This is a genomic window from Psychrobacter sp. 72-O-c (assembly GCF_904846605.1).
Lineage (GTDB): Bacteria > Pseudomonadota > Gammaproteobacteria > Pseudomonadales > Moraxellaceae > Psychrobacter.
In genome coordinates this window covers 52,588-68,319 of record NZ_CAJHBI010000018.1, presented here as the reverse complement: position 1 = coordinate 68,319, position 15,732 = coordinate 52,588, and the positions used below count along the sequence as shown (strand labels likewise).

Genomic DNA, 15,732 nt, shown 5'->3' with positions numbered 1-15,732 from the left:
GGTTTGATGGTTTGATGGTTTGATGGTTTGATGGTTTGATGGTTTGATGGTTTGATGGTTTGATGGTTTGATGGTTTGATGGTTTGATGGTTTGATGGTTTGATGGTTTGATGGTTTGATGGTTTGATGGTTTGATGGATTTAGCGTGATTTTTTTGAGTAAGAATAGTAATAGTAGGATGGGTTTTTATTCCGAACTTTAATTTTCCAAAAAAAACCTCAAGCATTACGCTCAAGGGTTTTAGATAACTTATAAGGCTTGATTGAACTAACTAACAGAAATTACTCAGCAAATAACGCCGTGATATCCTGTTTATCAAACTTATATACCGAAGCGCAAAAGCCACAATCCATCTCAAAATTACCGCCTTGCTCTTCACAGACTTCCAGCATCTCATCTTGACCGACTTGTAATATCGCGGTCTCGCACTTTTCTTTTGAGCAAGTACAACCAAATTCTAGCGCTTTTGCTTCAGGCAATACCACTTCTTCTTCATTATATAAGCGATATAAAAGTTCAGTGGCGGGGAGGGACGTTAGCTCTTTAGATTTAATGGTGCGCGTTAGCACAGACAGACGTGGCCATAGATCGTTGTCGACATGCGCTTGTTCTTCATCGTCACGGCGCGGTAATAACTGTACTAATATGCCGCCTGCTTGTAGACCATCCGAGGCTAAGTTAATCAACGTTGGAATTTGTGCCGATTGTTTTTGATAGTGTGCCAAGCAATCTGCTAGATTATCATGGCTACGCTCGACGATACTTTGATATGGATCTCCGTCTGCAGGCTGTATGTTAATAAACAACAGGCCTTGACCGGCAGTACCAAGCTCAGCAAAGGCATCATTGGCGCTAGCCATGTTTTCCCACGCTTGTACTTGCTCATCGCTATCGGCTTTCCAGCTGGCAAGCCCGCGGATGATACCGTTATGGTCGCATTCGGCCATTGCCCAATTGAGTAAGCTGTCGCTATCGGATGATTGCAATTGGATGGACAGACGACCATCAATCTTGACCGTACCAATTAATAAACTTGCGGCAGTGAGCATCTCACCCAGTAAGCGTTTGATGGCTTCAGGATAAGGTCTTTGAGCGATAGCAGTCGCATAGCTACGCGATAAACGAACGACGTCGCCCCGTACGGGTGAGCCCTGAATAAAAAAGCGTTGACGCACATCGTTATCAATAGTGTTGGTTTGCGGTTGATGATTATCAGTATTTGGCGTTTGGGTGTTTTGATTTGCTTGAGTCATAAGTCATTTGTAGTGTTGAGAAGTTATTAGCTTTATGGGGATTATTCGCAGTTTATCAATAATAAGGCGGGCAGTATTGTCTAACAAATCACTGGTTCAACTGCTAGCTGAGTCTTAGGTTAACAAATGAAGTGCGGTCTTAAACCAGTAAGGATTAAGTAAACTATTAGGATGAAAGAACTTCACTAAATACTGATAATAAAGGATATAGAGCGTATTAATAAAAACTAAATATTTACTCTTCGTAAAAAAAGATTACTAACGCCGGTAAAAGTGATGTACAGTAACATTAAGTTGCACTATGATTACTGAAGGTAACAGCAAAATATATGGCAGTGATGCGAATCTCGCCTAGACTTTTCACAATTTCGTAATGATGTTATAAAAGGACGTATTTCATGGCTTACTCTATCTCCAAACCTTTAACTTTCGCTGCTTTCATGGCACTGGGTCTCGCAGGCTGTAACAATAGCAGTGAGACGGCAATTGATGCTACGCCAGCAGATGGCGCGACCACCGAGGCAGCTGCCAATCCTAATGGCACACTACAAAAAATCAAAGACTCTGGCACCATCGTTGTCGGTTATCGTGACTCCTCTATTCCGTTTTCTTATATCGCAGATGACCCCAATCAGCCTATGGGCTATGCGCATGATCTAGAAATGAAAGTAGTCGAAGCGGTCAAGCAAAAGTTAAACATGCCGGATCTTAACGTTCGTTATAACCTGATTACCTCACAAACCCGTATCCCATTAGTACAAAACGGTACCGTAGACTTTGAGTGTGGCTCAACGACCAATAACGAAGAGCGCCAAAAACAAGTGGCTTTCTCGAATGGTTTCTTTGAAATCGGTACGCGTCTATTGACCAAAGTAGACTCCGGTATCAATGACTTTGAAGACCTAAAAGGTAAAACCCTCGTCACTACCGCAGGGACAACCTCAGAGCGTTATATCCGTCAGTACAATGACGAGAAGAAAATGGATACTGATATTATTTCGGCAAAAGATCATGGTGAAGGCTTCTTGATGTTAGAGAATGGTCGCGCTGATGCCTTTATGATGGATGATGTCTTACTTGCAGGCGAAAAAGCCAAAGCGAAAAATCCTGATGAGTGGGCTATCGTTGGTACGCCGCAATCATTTGAGATTTATGGCTGTATGATGCGTAAAGATGACCCTGAGTTTAAAGCAGTCGTTGATGAAGCGTTAACCAATGTCTTCAGTTCAGGCGAAATCAATGCTATTTATGACAAATGGTTCTTAAATCCAATACCACCTAAGAACGTCAATATGAACTTTGAAATGTCAGACAACTTAAAAGCACTCATTGCTGCTCCACATGATAGTGCCCAGCCTAAAGTGGCTGTTGCTCAGTAACAGTATTTTGTCCCTCAATATAGCTCGCTCATGCGTCTAGGCAAGTGTTTAAAATTGACTTGACGTATGAGCCTATCCATCGCTGCTCGGAGAGACAATAATGAACTATAGCTGGAACTGGGGTGTGCTGTTCGAGCATACCGGCATCGGCAATGAGCTGTATATTCACTGGATGATTACAGGTCTTGGCTGGCTGCTATTGATCGGTAGTATCGCGTGGGCAATCGCTATGGTTATTGGTACCATTTTTGGTATCATGCGCACCTTACCGAACAAATTTGCCCGCGGTATCGGTACCGCTTATGTGACATTTTTTCGTAATATTCCTCTGCTCGTTCAGCTGTTTTTTTGGTTTTATATCGCCCCTGGCTGGTTGACACCTGCCGTACAGGACTGGTGGTATAAGGAATTATCTCCAAATACTTCAGCTATGCTTTCAGCGAGTATAGGCTTAGGTCTATTTACCGCTGCGCGTATCGTTGAGCAGGTGCGTACCGGCATTGAATCGCTACCTGAAGGGCAAATCAATGCAGCTTACGCCTTGGGTTTTAGTATTCCACAAGCTTATAAAGAAGTACTGCTGCCACAAGCCTTCCGTATTATTCTACCGCCACTTAGCTCGGAGCTGACCAACTGTTTCAAAAACGCGTCGGTAGCTTCTCTAGTGGGGGTGATGGAGCTGATTAGCCAAACCAAAACCATCAGCGAGTATACCCAAAATAGCATTGAGATTTATACTTATGCGACCATCATTTATTTGGTGTTTAACCTGTCGCTAATTGCCATTATGGGGCTGATTGAGCGCAAACTACGCGTACCAGGGCTTATTGCAGGGGGTCAGAAATGAATATGATGACCGAACTTACCACGGCCTATCCAGGCTTGATGGGCGGTATGCTAACCACCATGAAAGTGCTGTTTTTAGCTATTCTTGGTGGTATTAGTTTAGGAACGGTGCTGGCGTTGATGCGCCTATCTGGTATCAAAGCATTAGAGATACCAGCCAAATTATACGTCAATTATTTCCGATCAGTACCCTTGCTACTGGTGCTGCTATGGTTTTACTTTGCCGTACCGATGATTTATTTTTGGATAGCGGGTAAATACCTACAACTAGATGCTGCTTTTGCCTCTTGTGTGTTGGCGTTTATGATGTTTGAGGCGGCTTACTTCTCTGAGGTGGTGCGCGCCGGTATTCAGTCTATTGGTAGTGGGCAGGTTGATGCTGCTAAAGCGTTGGGGATGACCTACGGGCAATCCATGCGCTTAGTCATTTTGCCGCAAGCCTTTCGTAAGATGCTGCCGCTGATTTTGCAGCAATGTATTATTTTATTCCAAGATACCACCTTAGTATTTGCTATCGGCTTAACAGACTTCTTCCGTGCGGCTTATGTACGCGGTGAGTTGATGGGCTTATTGACACCCTATATCCTAGGGGCTGGTGCCGTATATTTTGTTATCAGTCTAAGCGCGTCTATAGGCGTACAGCAAGTACAAAAACGTCTAAGGTTTTAGTAACAGGTTTTAATGAAAGTTTTTAGTGAAAGGTTCTAATGTAAGACTTTTATGAAAGTGTCTATTAAAATATTGAAACTTTTAATAAATTGTCTTAGTAAAAAAATTTAGTAACAGGTTCTCAAGCTCAATGTAATTATCAATGAATGCGAAAGCTAGGAGACAGCAATGAGTAATGCTGATACGTACTTAAATGACTTTGGCGGCCTAGTCACTAATAATGGTCATGCTAGTGATGAAATTGTCATCGAGATGAGCGATGTCAGCAAATGGTATGGTGACTTTCAGGTGCTAAAAGAATGTACCTCGCATGTGTACAAAGGTGACGTGGTGGTGGTATGTGGACCGTCGGGCAGTGGTAAGTCGACACTCATTAAAACGGTCAACGGTTTGGAGTCTTTTCAAAAAGGCCAGATAATGGTCAATGGTATTTCTGTTGGTGCGCCAAAGACCAATCTACCCAAGCTACGCAGTCGAGTCGGTATGGTGTTCCAGCATTTTGAGCTGTTTCCCCATCTCACCATTATTGATAATTTGACAGTCGCCCAAGTTAAAGTGTTAGGTCGCAGCGAATCTGAGGCCAAGAAAAAAGCCATGGCCTATCTGGATCGAGTGGGACTGACCGTGCAAGCGGCAAAATATCCGGCTGAGCTATCTGGTGGTCAGCAGCAGCGCGTTGCGATTGCCCGTGCTTTAGCGATGGACCCGGTGGCTATGCTGTTCGATGAACCAACCTCAGCGTTAGATCCTGAGATGATTCAGGAAGTGCTTGATGTGATGGTGGAGCTAACTCGCGAAGGCATGACCATGATGTGTGTCACGCATGAAATGGGCTTTGCCAGTCAAGTAGCCAATCGCGTTGTCTTTATGGATGAGGGACATATCGTTGAAAACTGTAGTAAAAACGAATTCTTTGAAGGGGCAAAAAGTGAACGCGCCCAGATGTTCTTATCGAAAATTCTTAATCATTAATCACTAACTCTATTCTTCTTATAAAAAATGCGCCTATGATAGGTGCTTTTTTTTGCATTCTTTTCAGGTATAGATTTATAAATTCAACGTTCATGTTGATGTGAGTGAGTATCTGTTTACTGATACAATAGCTGTCATTATTCATGATAATTAAAAGAATTAATAATCTATATCGGAGTCAATATGAGCACAGAAAATTCTAATACGCAGTCAGGTATCGTCATTATTGGTGCCGGCTTAGCAGGCTGGCATGTCATCGATGCGATTCGCAGTAAAGATAAAAATATTCCTATTACCTTAGTTACCGCCGATAATGGTGATCGCTATCATAAACCCATGCTGACAATGGCTATCAGCCAAAATAAACGCGTTGCAGATTTAGTTCGTGCTACCGGCATTGAAGCCGCAGAAGCCGCGCAGATAACGCTACTTGCCCATACTCAGGTCAGTGATATCGACGCTGTGAATCAAAAATTACAGCTTACCTCTAGTGCTCAGTCTGATGCGACTGCTATTGACTATGAAAAATTAGTACTCGCAATGGGTGCACATCCTATCTTTCCAAAAAGCTTGCCTGAAGATCTGGTCTGGCATGTCAACCACATCGAGCGCTTTGGCCAGTTGCAAGAACAGTTGGCAACTGGCAGTCAGCACGTTGCCATCGTTGGTGCTGGCATGGTCGGAACTGAAATCGCAGAAGATCTGTTAAAAGCCGGTCATAAAATTACGTTAATTGATTTGAATGACGCGCCACTATCGCAAATGCTACCACCGCAAGCGACTGCCCGTATTACCAAGGCAATTGAGTCACAAGGCATTGAGTTTTTGGGTGGCTATCAGGTAACAGGCGTTACCCGTAATAGTGATGATAAATTGCACGTTAGCTACGAGCCAATAGCTTCTACCTCAGAAAATACGGCAGTCAAACACCTTGAACCGTTGATAGTCGATCATGTGATTGCCAGTACTGGCTTGCTGGTCGATGATAAATTACCTACCGCCGCTGGTGTTGAGTTCGATCGTCGAACCGGCATTGTGGTTGATGCTCTAACATTGCGCACTCATGCGGCAAATATCTATGCCATTGGCGACTGTATGTCAATCAATGGGGTAGCTTGCCGTTATGTGGCACCACTACGAGCGCAGGCGGCAACGATTGCTGATGATATCTTAGAGAATGAGCATGATGGTTATGTCCATAAGCCACCCATGATTCGTCTAAAAAACAAAGCTATCTCAGTAATGGTAATTGGCGTTCCACAGCCATCTGGCAACTGGCAGGTCAAAACTGACAGTGCCGATGAGTTAGTAATGAATTTGCTCGACGATAAAGAGGTAGTGAGCGCTACGGTAACAATTAAAGCGCCTACCATAGCTAAAGCGTAGTCACTGTTGGATTGATTGAGATCTGACAGGTTAATTAATATTTAGTAGATTAACTAGGATTTAAATCTATAGCCAGCCGCATTATAAGATATGCCGCTGGCTTTTTTAATTGGTTTCTACCGTACAAATCAAGAGCTATTGATTCTATTAAGTGATACAGGTTGTATCAATAAAATTGACAGTCTTTCATTGGAGGCAGTATAGTGGCTAGGGTTATAGCAAACATATTTAAGGAAGGATATGACAGGTTAATAATATATAACCACTAATCTACTAAGCAGTTATACGGCGATATCTGTTATAAATACATCTATAAGACAATATGGCAATTCAAAGAATCAAGACGTAATAAAAAAAACGAAAGGACTCGTTATGACTAAACCCTCCTATTTTGATACTATTCTTAATAATGTTCCACGCGTCAATATGGGCGCGCGCTCTGCTAATGCGCCACTCACCCAAAGCTATGACAAAGGCCCTGATGTGCCGCTAATCGAAGCGACTATCGGTGACTTTTTTGATGCTATTGTGGAGAAATACCCTGAACGATCAGCACTGGTGTCCCGTCATCAAAATATTTGTTGGACGTATCGTGAGCTGCAACAGCGTGTCAATCAATTGGCGAGCAGTATGATTGAGATGGGGCTTGAGATTGGTGATCGCATCGGGATTTGGTCACATAATAATGCTGAATGGCTACTTATGCAGCTAGCAACAGCAAAAGTTGGAATAATCTTAGTCAATATCAATCCAGCCTATCGTACCTTTGAGTTGCAGTACGCGTTAAATAAGTTAGGCTGCACAGCATTAGTATTGATGCGTCATTTTAAAGACAGCGACTATGCGAAGATGATTGGCGAGCTATGTCCTGAGATTTATCATAAAAGCTATCAACAGCTGGATCTGATTGAGATACCTACTATTGAGCGCATTATTTGGATTGATGAACCTGATAGTAATGAAGAGTTCAACTTCATGCAAAAGTTCTCGGCGTGGATAGCAGAGGGCGATGCTAAAGATCCGCGCATTGCCGAGCGGCAAGCACAGCTAAAAAACACAGATGCTATTAGTGTGCAGTTTACCAGCGGTACCACGGGTACGCCAAAAGGAGCAACTTTAACCCATCGTAATATTCTAAATAACGGCTACTTTCTTGGCGAGTCGATGAATTTGACCGAAAAAGATAGGCTGTGTATTCCGTTGCCGCTTTATCACTGCTTTGGAATGGTAGGTGGCAATTTAGCAATTTTGACCCACGGCGGCTGTGCCGTCTATCCAAACGATGGTTTTGATCCACTGACCGTATTGCAAACGGTAGAAGCGGAGCGATGTACTGGTTTGCTTGGCGTACCGACCATGTTTATTGCTGAGCTTGATCATCCAGAGTTTGAGAGCTTTGATTTATCCAGCCTGCGAACGGGCATTATGGGCGGTTCTAGTTGTCCGATTGAGGTGATGCGCCGGGTCATTGATAAGATGCATATGAGTGGGGTTACCATTGCTTATGGCATGACGGAGACCAGTCCGGCATCTTGCCAGACCAATGAAAATACCCCGCTTGAAAAGAGAGTATCTACAGTCGGACTGGTGCTACCGGCACTTGAAGTTAAAATTATTGATACCGAAACCGGTGATATCGTAGCGATTGGAGAAACTGGCGAGCTGCTAACGCGAGGTTATGCAGTCATGAAAGGCTATTGGGGCAGTCAATTTAAAACACGTACGGCTATTAAAGACGGCTGGATGTATACGGGCGATCTTGCGACTATGGATGAAGATGGTTATATTAACGTCGTTGGTCGCCGCAAAGATATGGTCATTCGCGGTGGTGAAAATATCTATCCGGTCGAAGTTGAGAATTATCTGTACCGTCATCCTAAGATCCGAGATGTCCAAATAGTTGGTATACCGGATGAGCGTTATGGTGAGGTACTGGCGGCGTGGATAATACCTAAGCAGCCAAACAGCTTGACTGAGGATGAGGTTCGACAGTTCTGTCGTGAGCATATCGCCCATTATAAAGTGCCTACCTATTATCGCTTTGTCACTGAATATCCGATGACCGTAACTGGTAAAATTCAAAAATATAAAATCGTTGAACAAATGAAAGTAGAGTTAGATTTAGAGTAGCTTGGTTGGGTTGTAACAACTTACTCCTTAATTAAAAACCACTGTTATCAAATACTAAAAAAGCCAGCTGTCCATTACTATGGTGTATAGCTGGTTTTTTCCTTTTGGCTTTCTATTTTATGACACCTTAACCCTCTACGTATTTTTGACTGATTATAAGCTTTTAATTATTTATAACATTTTACTTGGTTCTTATTTAAGTGATACATATTGTATCGATATCATTGACAGCCTTTCACTGAAGGCGTTATAGTAGTTAGCATGATACAAAACAGGTTCAAGGAAGAATAGAACCTGTTAGCAGGCTATAGTAAAGTAAAACAATAAAGTAAAACGAAAGGACTCGTTATGACCAATCCCTCCTATTTTGATACCCTTCTTAATAATATTCCTAGCATCAATATGGGCGCGCGCTCTACTAATGCGCCACTCACTCAAAGCTATGATAAAGGTCCTGATGTGCCACTTATTGAGGCAACTATCGGCGACTTTTTTGATGCTATTGTGGCTAAATATCCTGAGCGTGAAGCGTTGGTGTCACGCCATCAAAATATCCGCTGGACTTATCGTGAGCTACAACAGCAGGTCAATCAATTGGCCAGTAGTATGATCGAGATGGGACTTGAGATTGGCGATCGCATAGGTATTTGGTCGCACAATAATGCTGAATGGCTACTCATGCAGCTAGCAACCGCAAAAGTCGGGGTGATCTTAGTCAATATTAATCCGGCCTATCGTACCTTTGAATTGCAGTATGCGTTAAATAAATTAGGATGCTCAGCGCTGGTATTAATGCGCCATTTTAAAAGCAGCGATTATGCGCAGATGATTGGCGAGTTATGTCCTGAGATTTATCATAAAAGCTATCAACAGCTGGATCTAATTGAAATACCTACCATTGAACGTATTGTTTGGATTGATGAGCCCGATAGCGATGAAGACTTTGGCTTTATGCAAAAGTTCTCGGCGTGGATGGCTGAGGGTGATGCCAATGATCCGCGGGTAGCTGAGCGACAAGCACAGCTCAAAAATACTGACGCCATTAATGTACAGTTTACCAGTGGTACTACAGGTACCCCAAAGGGCGCAACCTTAACCCACCGTAATATTCTAAATAATGGCTATTTTATCGGTGAGGCCATGAACCTAACCGAAGAAGATAGACTGTGTATTCCAGTACCTCTATATCATTGCTTTGGTATGGTACTTGGTAACTTAGCAGTCTTAACCCACGGCGGTTGTATCCTGTATCCTAACGATGGCTTTGATGCTTTAACGGTGTTACAAACGGTTGAAGAAGAGAAATGTACTGCTTTGCATGGCGTGCCGACCATGTTTATCGCTATGCTCGACCATCCTGAGTTTGACACCTTTGATTTATCCACTTTGCGTACGGGTATTATGGCCGGCTCTAGCTGTCCGATTGAAGTGATGCGCCGGGTCATTGATAAGATGCACATGAGCGAAGTCACTATTGCTTATGGCATGACTGAGACCAGCCCAGTTTCCTGCCAGACTAATGAGCACACCCCACTTGATAAGCAGGTCTCTACCGTCGGATTGGTACAGCCAGCACTTGAAGTAAAAGTTATTGATCCAGCAACGGGCGATATTGTGCCGATAGGGGAAACCGGTGAGTTATTAACGCGTGGCTATTCAGTGATGCAAGGCTATTGGGGCAGTCGCTTTAAATCGCGCGAGGCCATTCAAGATGGTTGGATGCATACCGGCGATTTAGCCACTATAGATGAAGATGGTTATGTCAAAATCGTTGGGCGTAGTAAGGATATGGTCATTCGTGGTGGTGAAAACATCTATCCCGTTGAGATTGAAAATTATCTCTACCGCCATCCTAATATCCGTGACGTCCAAATCGTTGGTATACCCGATGAGCGTTATGGTGAAGTGTTGGCAGCCTGGATTATTCCCAAGCAGGAAGGTAGCTTGACCGAGGAAGAGGTGCGGCTGTTCTGTAGTGAGCATATCGCCCATTATAAAGTCCCGACTTATTATCGCTTCGTTACCGAATATCCAATGACCATTACCGGTAAAATTCAAAAATTCAAAATTGTTGAACATATGAAAGAAGAGCTGGGCTTAAAATAGCGAAGCATCTAAGCAAAGACTAAAAAAAATAAGTCACAAATAAAAGACCAGTATAAAAGCCAATTATAGAAAGGGATATCATGAGCGCCATCATAACCAGTAAATTGAGTCCAAACGCCGCTGAGTTTCAGCAAAACAGCGCCGCTATGCAAGTGATAGTAGATGATCTATATGAACATTTGCACAAAATTGCACAAGGTGGCTCAGAGCGCTCGCGTGCTAGGCATTTGGCACGTGGCAAATTGCTACCACGTGAGCGTGTTGAGCGTCTGCTCGATGTTGGGACCCCCTTCTTAGAGATAGCCCCGATGGCGGCATATGATATGTATGATGAAGATATCCCAGCTGCTGGTGTGATTGCTGGTATCGGTCGTGTTAATGGCACTGAATGTTTGATTATCTGTAATGACGCTACTGTAAAAGGCGGCACTTATTTTCCGATGACTGTCAAAAAGCATCTGCGGGCGCAAGAAATTGCACAAGAAAACAATCTGCCTTGTATCTATCTAGTGGATTCAGGTGGCGCGAATTTACCCAATCAAGACGAAGTGTTTCCTGATAAAGAGCATTTTGGCCGTATTTTCTTTAATCAAGCCAATCTTAGTGCGGCGGGTGTTCCGCAAATTGCAGTAGTGATGGGCAGCTGTACCGCAGGTGGCGCTTATGTCCCAGCGATGAGTGATGAGTCTATTATTGTTAAAGATCAAGGGACTATCTTCTTAGGTGGTCCACCGCTGGTAAAAGCGGCTACTGGTGAGGAAGTGACCGCCGAAGACTTAGGCGGCTCTGATGTGCATACACGTCTATCAGGAGTGGTGGATCATCTGGCGCAAAACGATACCCATGCGTTGTCGCTGGCACGTAATATCGTCAGTCATTTTAATCGACCAACTAAGCACATTCCGAATCAAATTACCCCGCGTCCGCCGCGTTATGATGCCAAAGAGCTGTACGGCATTATTCCCAATGATACCCGCCAGCCGTTCGATATTAGAGAAATCATTGCACGGATTGTCGATGACAGTGCGTTTGATGAATTTAAAGCCCGTTTTGGTACTACCTTAGTCTGCGGTTTTGCTCATATTGAAGGCATGCCAGTCGGTATTATTGCCAACAACGGCATCTTATTCAGTGAGTCGGCGCAAAAAGGCACGCATTTCATTGAGCTGTGCTGTAAGCGTAAAATTCCATTAGTATTCTTGCAAAATATCACCGGCTTTATGGTCGGACGCAAGTACGAAAACGAAGGTATTGCCCGCCACGGAGCCAAGATGGTGATGGCCGTTGCCAATGCTAAAGTGCCTAAATTCACCGTTATTGTTGGCGGCTCATTTGGTGCGGGTAACTATGGCATGTGTGGCCGCGCTTATAGTCCACGCTTCTTATGGATGTGGCCGAACGCGCGTATATCAGTCATGGGCGGCGAGCAAGCGGCATCCGTACTCGCGACCGTCAAGCGTGATAACTTTGACCGTAAAGGCGAAGCGTGGAGTAAGGAGGATGAAGAGGCCTTTAAAACGCCTATTCGTGAGATGTATGAAGAGCAGGGCCATCCGTATTATGCGACTGCCCGTTTATGGGATGATGGCGTAATTGATCCTGCTGATACCCGCAAGGTGTTGGCACTAGGACTTAGCGCGGCTCATAACGCTCCGATTGAAGAAACCACGTTCGGTGTCTTCAGAATGTAGGATAAGAATTTAGAATAAGCTTGGTGCGGTGATTATTAACGTGCTGAGCCCGACTAATATTTAAAAAGAGAAAATTATGCAAAATGATACGGTAAAAAATACTAATAATTATAAAAGCCTACTGGTCACTATTGAACAGCACGTCGCTACCGTCACCTTGAACTGTCCTGAAAAGCGTAATGCTTTCAACGATGAAATGATAAGTGAGCTGACCGTAGCGTTTGAACAGTTAGGGGCAAATGATAACGTGCGCGTCATTGTTCTGGCGGCAGCTGGCAAGGCATTTTGTGCTGGTGCGGATCTCAACTGGATGCGCGCCATGGCGGATTACAGCTATGAAGAAAACTTAGCGGATGCTGATAAGTTAGCGCAAATGCTTAAGACCATTTATGAGTGCCCAAAGCCAACTATCGCTGCTATTCAAGGTGATGTCTATGCTGGCGGTATGGGCTTAGTAGCCGCCTGTGATGTCGCATTTGCCGTTAAGATTGCTAATTTTTGTTTAAGTGAGGTTCGACTAGGCCTCGCTCCAGCAACTATCAGCCCTTATGTTATTCGTGCAATGGGTGCCCGAGCGGCGCAGCGTTATTTCTTGAGTGCGGAAGTTTTTGATGCCAAAAAAGCGCGCCAGCTCGGATTTATCCATGAGCGCGTCAGCGAAGAGTCACTGAATGATGTGGTAGCAACTTTCTGTACCAAAGTCGTCAAAAACAGCCCTGATGCGATGAAAACCTGCAAAACTTTAATGCATGATGTGGCTGGACAACCCATAACCGAAAAGCTTATCAAGCATACGGTCAAAGGTATCGCTGATATTCGTGCCTCAGAACAGGGTAAAGAAGGCGTGCAAGCCTTTTTACAAAAGCGTCGCCCCGCATGGCAGACAGAAGACTAGCTATTAAAGACCAATTGGTGATAGCAGCAAAAGTAATACTAAACGGACAGCATCAAACAGTCAGGTCAGGATTCCAACCATAACTGATGCTACGATAAAAATATAAGGCAAAAGACAAGGATAGCTATGTTTTCTAAAATTTTGATTGCCAACCGTGGCGAGATTGCCTGCCGAGTGGCAGCGACTGCAAAGCGTATGGGTGTTAATACCGTCGCTGTCTATTCCGATGCTGACCGTCATGCCAAGCATGTGGCTGTCTGTGATGAAGCCGTCTATTTGGGTGGTTCTGCCCCAAAAGACAGTTACCTAAAAGGCGATGCTATTATTGCGATCGCTAAAGAAACCGGTGCGCAAGCGATTCATCCTGGTTATGGATTCCTGAGTGAAAATGCTGACTTTGCTCAAGCTTGTCAGGATGCTGGCTTAGTATTTATCGGTCCATCGGCTGCTGCTATCCGTGCCATGGGCGGTAAATCTGAATCTAAACGCTTGATGGAAACAGCTGGCGTACCACTAATTCCTGGCTATCATGGCGACAATCAAGATGGCGAATTCTTAAGGGCGCAAGCTGATGAAATCGGCTATCCAGTATTAATCAAAGCCAGTGCTGGTGGCGGTGGTAAAGGCATGCGTATTGTCGAGCAAAGCGCTGACTTTATCGGCTTACTAGAGTCTTGCCGCCGTGAAGCGATAACCAGCTTCGGTAATGATCAAGTATTGGTCGAAAAGTATGCCCTAAAACCACGCCATATCGAAATCCAAGTATTTGGCGATAGCCACGGTAATTATGTGCATTTATTTGAGCGAGATTGCTCAGTACAGCGTCGCCATCAAAAGGTCCTTGAAGAAGCGCCAGCACCTGGCGTTGATATCAGCATGCGCGAGGAAATGGGCGCAGCGGCTATCGAAGCTGCGCGGGCAGTGAGTTATGTTGGCGCAGGGACCGTCGAGTTTATCGTTGAGCAGCGTGAGACTTCCATGAATTTTTACTTCATGGAGATGAATACGCGTTTGCAAGTCGAGCATCCGGTTACCGAAGCAATTACTGGTTTAGATTTGGTTGAATGGCAGCTATTGGTTGCTGCTGGTGAGTCATTACCGAAAACCCAAGATCAGCTGGTTATCAATGGTCATGCTATTGAGGCACGTATCTGTGCTGAAAATCCCGACAATGACTTTCTACCAGCGACGGGCACATTATTTACTTATCAAAAGCCTGAACACAGTACCTTTAACATTGCTGACGTGCGCCTTGATGACGGTGTCCGCGAAGGCGATGTCATTAGCCCTTTTTATGATTCGATGATTGCCAAATTAATTGTCCATGCACCAACTCGCGAGCAAGCGTTAGCCAAGCTTGATCGCGCACTGGCACAAACGCGTATCGTTGGGCTACCGAACAACGTAGCATTTTTACGCTATATTATTAATACTGACTCATTTAGTAATGCCAATCTAGACACAGCGTTGATTGAGCGTGAGAGGGCTGACCTTTTTGACCAACAGCCTCTTGAGCTATCAACACTCATTAGCACTGCCATTGTTCAGCAGCTTGCCACTGAGTCGGCCGATACGGGTAGCAATTCTTTTGACCCTTTTGGTCAGACCTCAGGGTTTCGCGCTTATACCGATTATACGCGGCAGTTTAGTTTGGTTTATGATGAGCAGCCTTATTTAGCTCATATTAGTGATTGGTACAATGGTGCTACATGCTCAGATAGTGGTCTTGATAAGTCTAGCGATAAAGCCAGTTGCTTTGATATGGTCATTGAGCGTGATATGACCAATAGTGATGGCGAAGATACAGATCAGCAAGTTGGCGGCCAAACTAATAGAGAAACCCAAAATTTATATAACGGCCATGTCAGCTACACAAGCAGCGATGCGCACAACCACGTTTTATGGTTAGACGGGACACGTATTAGCGCCCAGAGTTGGGAGCATAATGAGACTGTATATGTCTTTACCGATGCTGGGCGTGATCAGATTACCCTGATCGATATTATGGCGCACGTCGGCGAAGAGAACGCTGCTGTTGGCAGTCTAAAATCGCCTATGCCAGGACAAGTGATTGCCTTTAAGGTAGCCGTAGGCGATACGGTCAAGCAAGGCGAGCCGTTAGCTGTGATTGAAGCCATGAAAATCGAACATACTATTACCGCGCCAACCGATGGCGTAGTCGCAGAGCTGCTATTTAAAGCTGGAGATTTGGTTGCCGATGGCGATGAGCTGTTGCGGATTGATGCTACTGAAGAAGGATAGTGATAGCGACAGTTAAATAGCATTGCGGTTTTTGGAAATAACTGTTTGCGAAATTAGCTTTTTAAAATTTTAGCGAAGAAGTTTTTAGCCCACTAACCAAACTAACAGTCAGATCAGTAAAAACAGATCAATAAAAAGGATGG

Annotated in this window: 12 protein-coding genes; 10 read left to right on the top strand and 2 right to left on the bottom strand. The window is 44.3% G+C overall.

Going from position 1 to position 15,732, the window contains the following annotated elements; genetic code table 11:
• Nucleotides 1-235: hypothetical protein (locus tag JMX97_RS13800; RefSeq protein WP_265089449.1), on the bottom strand; the 235-nt coding region annotated here is incomplete at its 3' end.
• A 46-nt stretch (nucleotides 236-281) separates the two neighbouring features.
• On the bottom strand, nucleotides 282-1,253 hold the full coding sequence (locus JMX97_RS08355; protein ID WP_201556792.1) for an Hsp33 family molecular chaperone HslO: 972 nt from the start codon (nucleotides 1,251-1,253) through the stop codon (nucleotides 282-284).
• Between the two features lie 398 nt (nucleotides 1,254-1,651).
• Between JMX97_RS08355 and JMX97_RS08350 the strand changes: the two genes are divergently transcribed.
• The 10 genes from JMX97_RS08350 to JMX97_RS08305 all read left to right on the top strand — a co-directional run bounded on the left by JMX97_RS08350 (nucleotide 1,652) and on the right by JMX97_RS08305 (nucleotide 15,589).
• Nucleotides 1,652-2,632, top strand: coding sequence for a glutamate/aspartate ABC transporter substrate-binding protein (locus tag JMX97_RS08350; protein WP_201556790.1), 981 nt, complete (start codon nucleotides 1,652-1,654; stop codon nucleotides 2,630-2,632).
• A gap of 100 nt (nucleotides 2,633-2,732) precedes the next feature.
• On the top strand, nucleotides 2,733-3,479 hold the full coding sequence (locus JMX97_RS08345; RefSeq protein ID WP_201556788.1) for an amino acid ABC transporter permease: 747 nt from the start codon (nucleotides 2,733-2,735) through the stop codon (nucleotides 3,477-3,479).
• Nucleotides 3,476-4,147, top strand: coding sequence for an ABC transporter permease subunit (locus JMX97_RS08340; RefSeq protein WP_201556786.1), 672 nt, complete (start codon nucleotides 3,476-3,478; stop codon nucleotides 4,145-4,147). Before JMX97_RS08345 ends, JMX97_RS08340 begins: the two co-directional genes overlap by 4 nt.
• A gap of 252 nt (nucleotides 4,148-4,399) precedes the next feature.
• Nucleotides 4,400-5,119, top strand: coding sequence for an amino acid ABC transporter ATP-binding protein (locus JMX97_RS08335; RefSeq protein ID WP_227671520.1), 720 nt, complete (start codon nucleotides 4,400-4,402; stop codon nucleotides 5,117-5,119).
• Between the two features lie 183 nt (nucleotides 5,120-5,302).
• Nucleotides 5,303-6,505: an FAD-dependent oxidoreductase gene (locus tag JMX97_RS08330; RefSeq protein WP_201556782.1), complete on the top strand. Its 1,203-nt coding sequence runs from the start codon at nucleotides 5,303-5,305 to the stop codon at nucleotides 6,503-6,505.
• A 372-nt stretch (nucleotides 6,506-6,877) separates the two neighbouring features.
• On the top strand, nucleotides 6,878-8,635 hold the full coding sequence (locus tag JMX97_RS08325) for an AMP-binding protein (protein WP_201556780.1): 1,758 nt from the start codon (nucleotides 6,878-6,880) through the stop codon (nucleotides 8,633-8,635).
• Between the two features lie 348 nt (nucleotides 8,636-8,983).
• On the top strand, nucleotides 8,984-10,741 hold the full coding sequence (locus tag JMX97_RS08320) for an AMP-binding protein (protein ID WP_201556778.1): 1,758 nt from the start codon (nucleotides 8,984-8,986) through the stop codon (nucleotides 10,739-10,741).
• 80 nt (nucleotides 10,742-10,821) lie between these two features.
• On the top strand, nucleotides 10,822-12,432 hold the full coding sequence (locus JMX97_RS08315) for a carboxyl transferase domain-containing protein (protein ID WP_201556776.1): 1,611 nt from the start codon (nucleotides 10,822-10,824) through the stop codon (nucleotides 12,430-12,432).
• 76 nt (nucleotides 12,433-12,508) lie between these two features.
• Complete coding sequence (locus JMX97_RS08310) at nucleotides 12,509-13,327, top strand: enoyl-CoA hydratase/isomerase family protein (RefSeq protein ID WP_201556774.1); 819 nt, start codon at nucleotides 12,509-12,511, stop codon at nucleotides 13,325-13,327.
• A 126-nt stretch (nucleotides 13,328-13,453) separates the two neighbouring features.
• Complete coding sequence (locus JMX97_RS08305; RefSeq protein WP_201556772.1) at nucleotides 13,454-15,589, top strand: acetyl/propionyl/methylcrotonyl-CoA carboxylase subunit alpha; 2,136 nt, start codon at nucleotides 13,454-13,456, stop codon at nucleotides 15,587-15,589.
• Nucleotides 15,590-15,732: the final 143 nt, after the last annotated feature.

Coding starts and splice junctions, on each gene's coding strand:
- JMX97_RS08355 (WP_201556792.1), bottom strand. CDS start 1,253: ATGACTCAAGCAAATCAAAACACCCAAACGCCAAATACTGATAATCAT.
- JMX97_RS08350 (WP_201556790.1), top strand. CDS start 1,652: ATGGCTTACTCTATCTCCAAACCTTTAACTTTCGCTGCTTTCATGGCA.
- JMX97_RS08345 (WP_201556788.1), top strand. CDS start 2,733: ATGAACTATAGCTGGAACTGGGGTGTGCTGTTCGAGCATACCGGCATC.
- JMX97_RS08340 (WP_201556786.1), top strand. CDS start 3,476: ATGAATATGATGACCGAACTTACCACGGCCTATCCAGGCTTGATGGGC.
- JMX97_RS08335 (WP_227671520.1), top strand. CDS start 4,400: ATGAGCGATGTCAGCAAATGGTATGGTGACTTTCAGGTGCTAAAAGAA.
- JMX97_RS08330 (WP_201556782.1), top strand. CDS start 5,303: ATGAGCACAGAAAATTCTAATACGCAGTCAGGTATCGTCATTATTGGT.
- JMX97_RS08325 (WP_201556780.1), top strand. CDS start 6,878: ATGACTAAACCCTCCTATTTTGATACTATTCTTAATAATGTTCCACGC.
- JMX97_RS08320 (WP_201556778.1), top strand. CDS start 8,984: ATGACCAATCCCTCCTATTTTGATACCCTTCTTAATAATATTCCTAGC.
- JMX97_RS08315 (WP_201556776.1), top strand. CDS start 10,822: ATGAGCGCCATCATAACCAGTAAATTGAGTCCAAACGCCGCTGAGTTT.
- JMX97_RS08310 (WP_201556774.1), top strand. CDS start 12,509: ATGCAAAATGATACGGTAAAAAATACTAATAATTATAAAAGCCTACTG.
- JMX97_RS08305 (WP_201556772.1), top strand. CDS start 13,454: ATGTTTTCTAAAATTTTGATTGCCAACCGTGGCGAGATTGCCTGCCGA.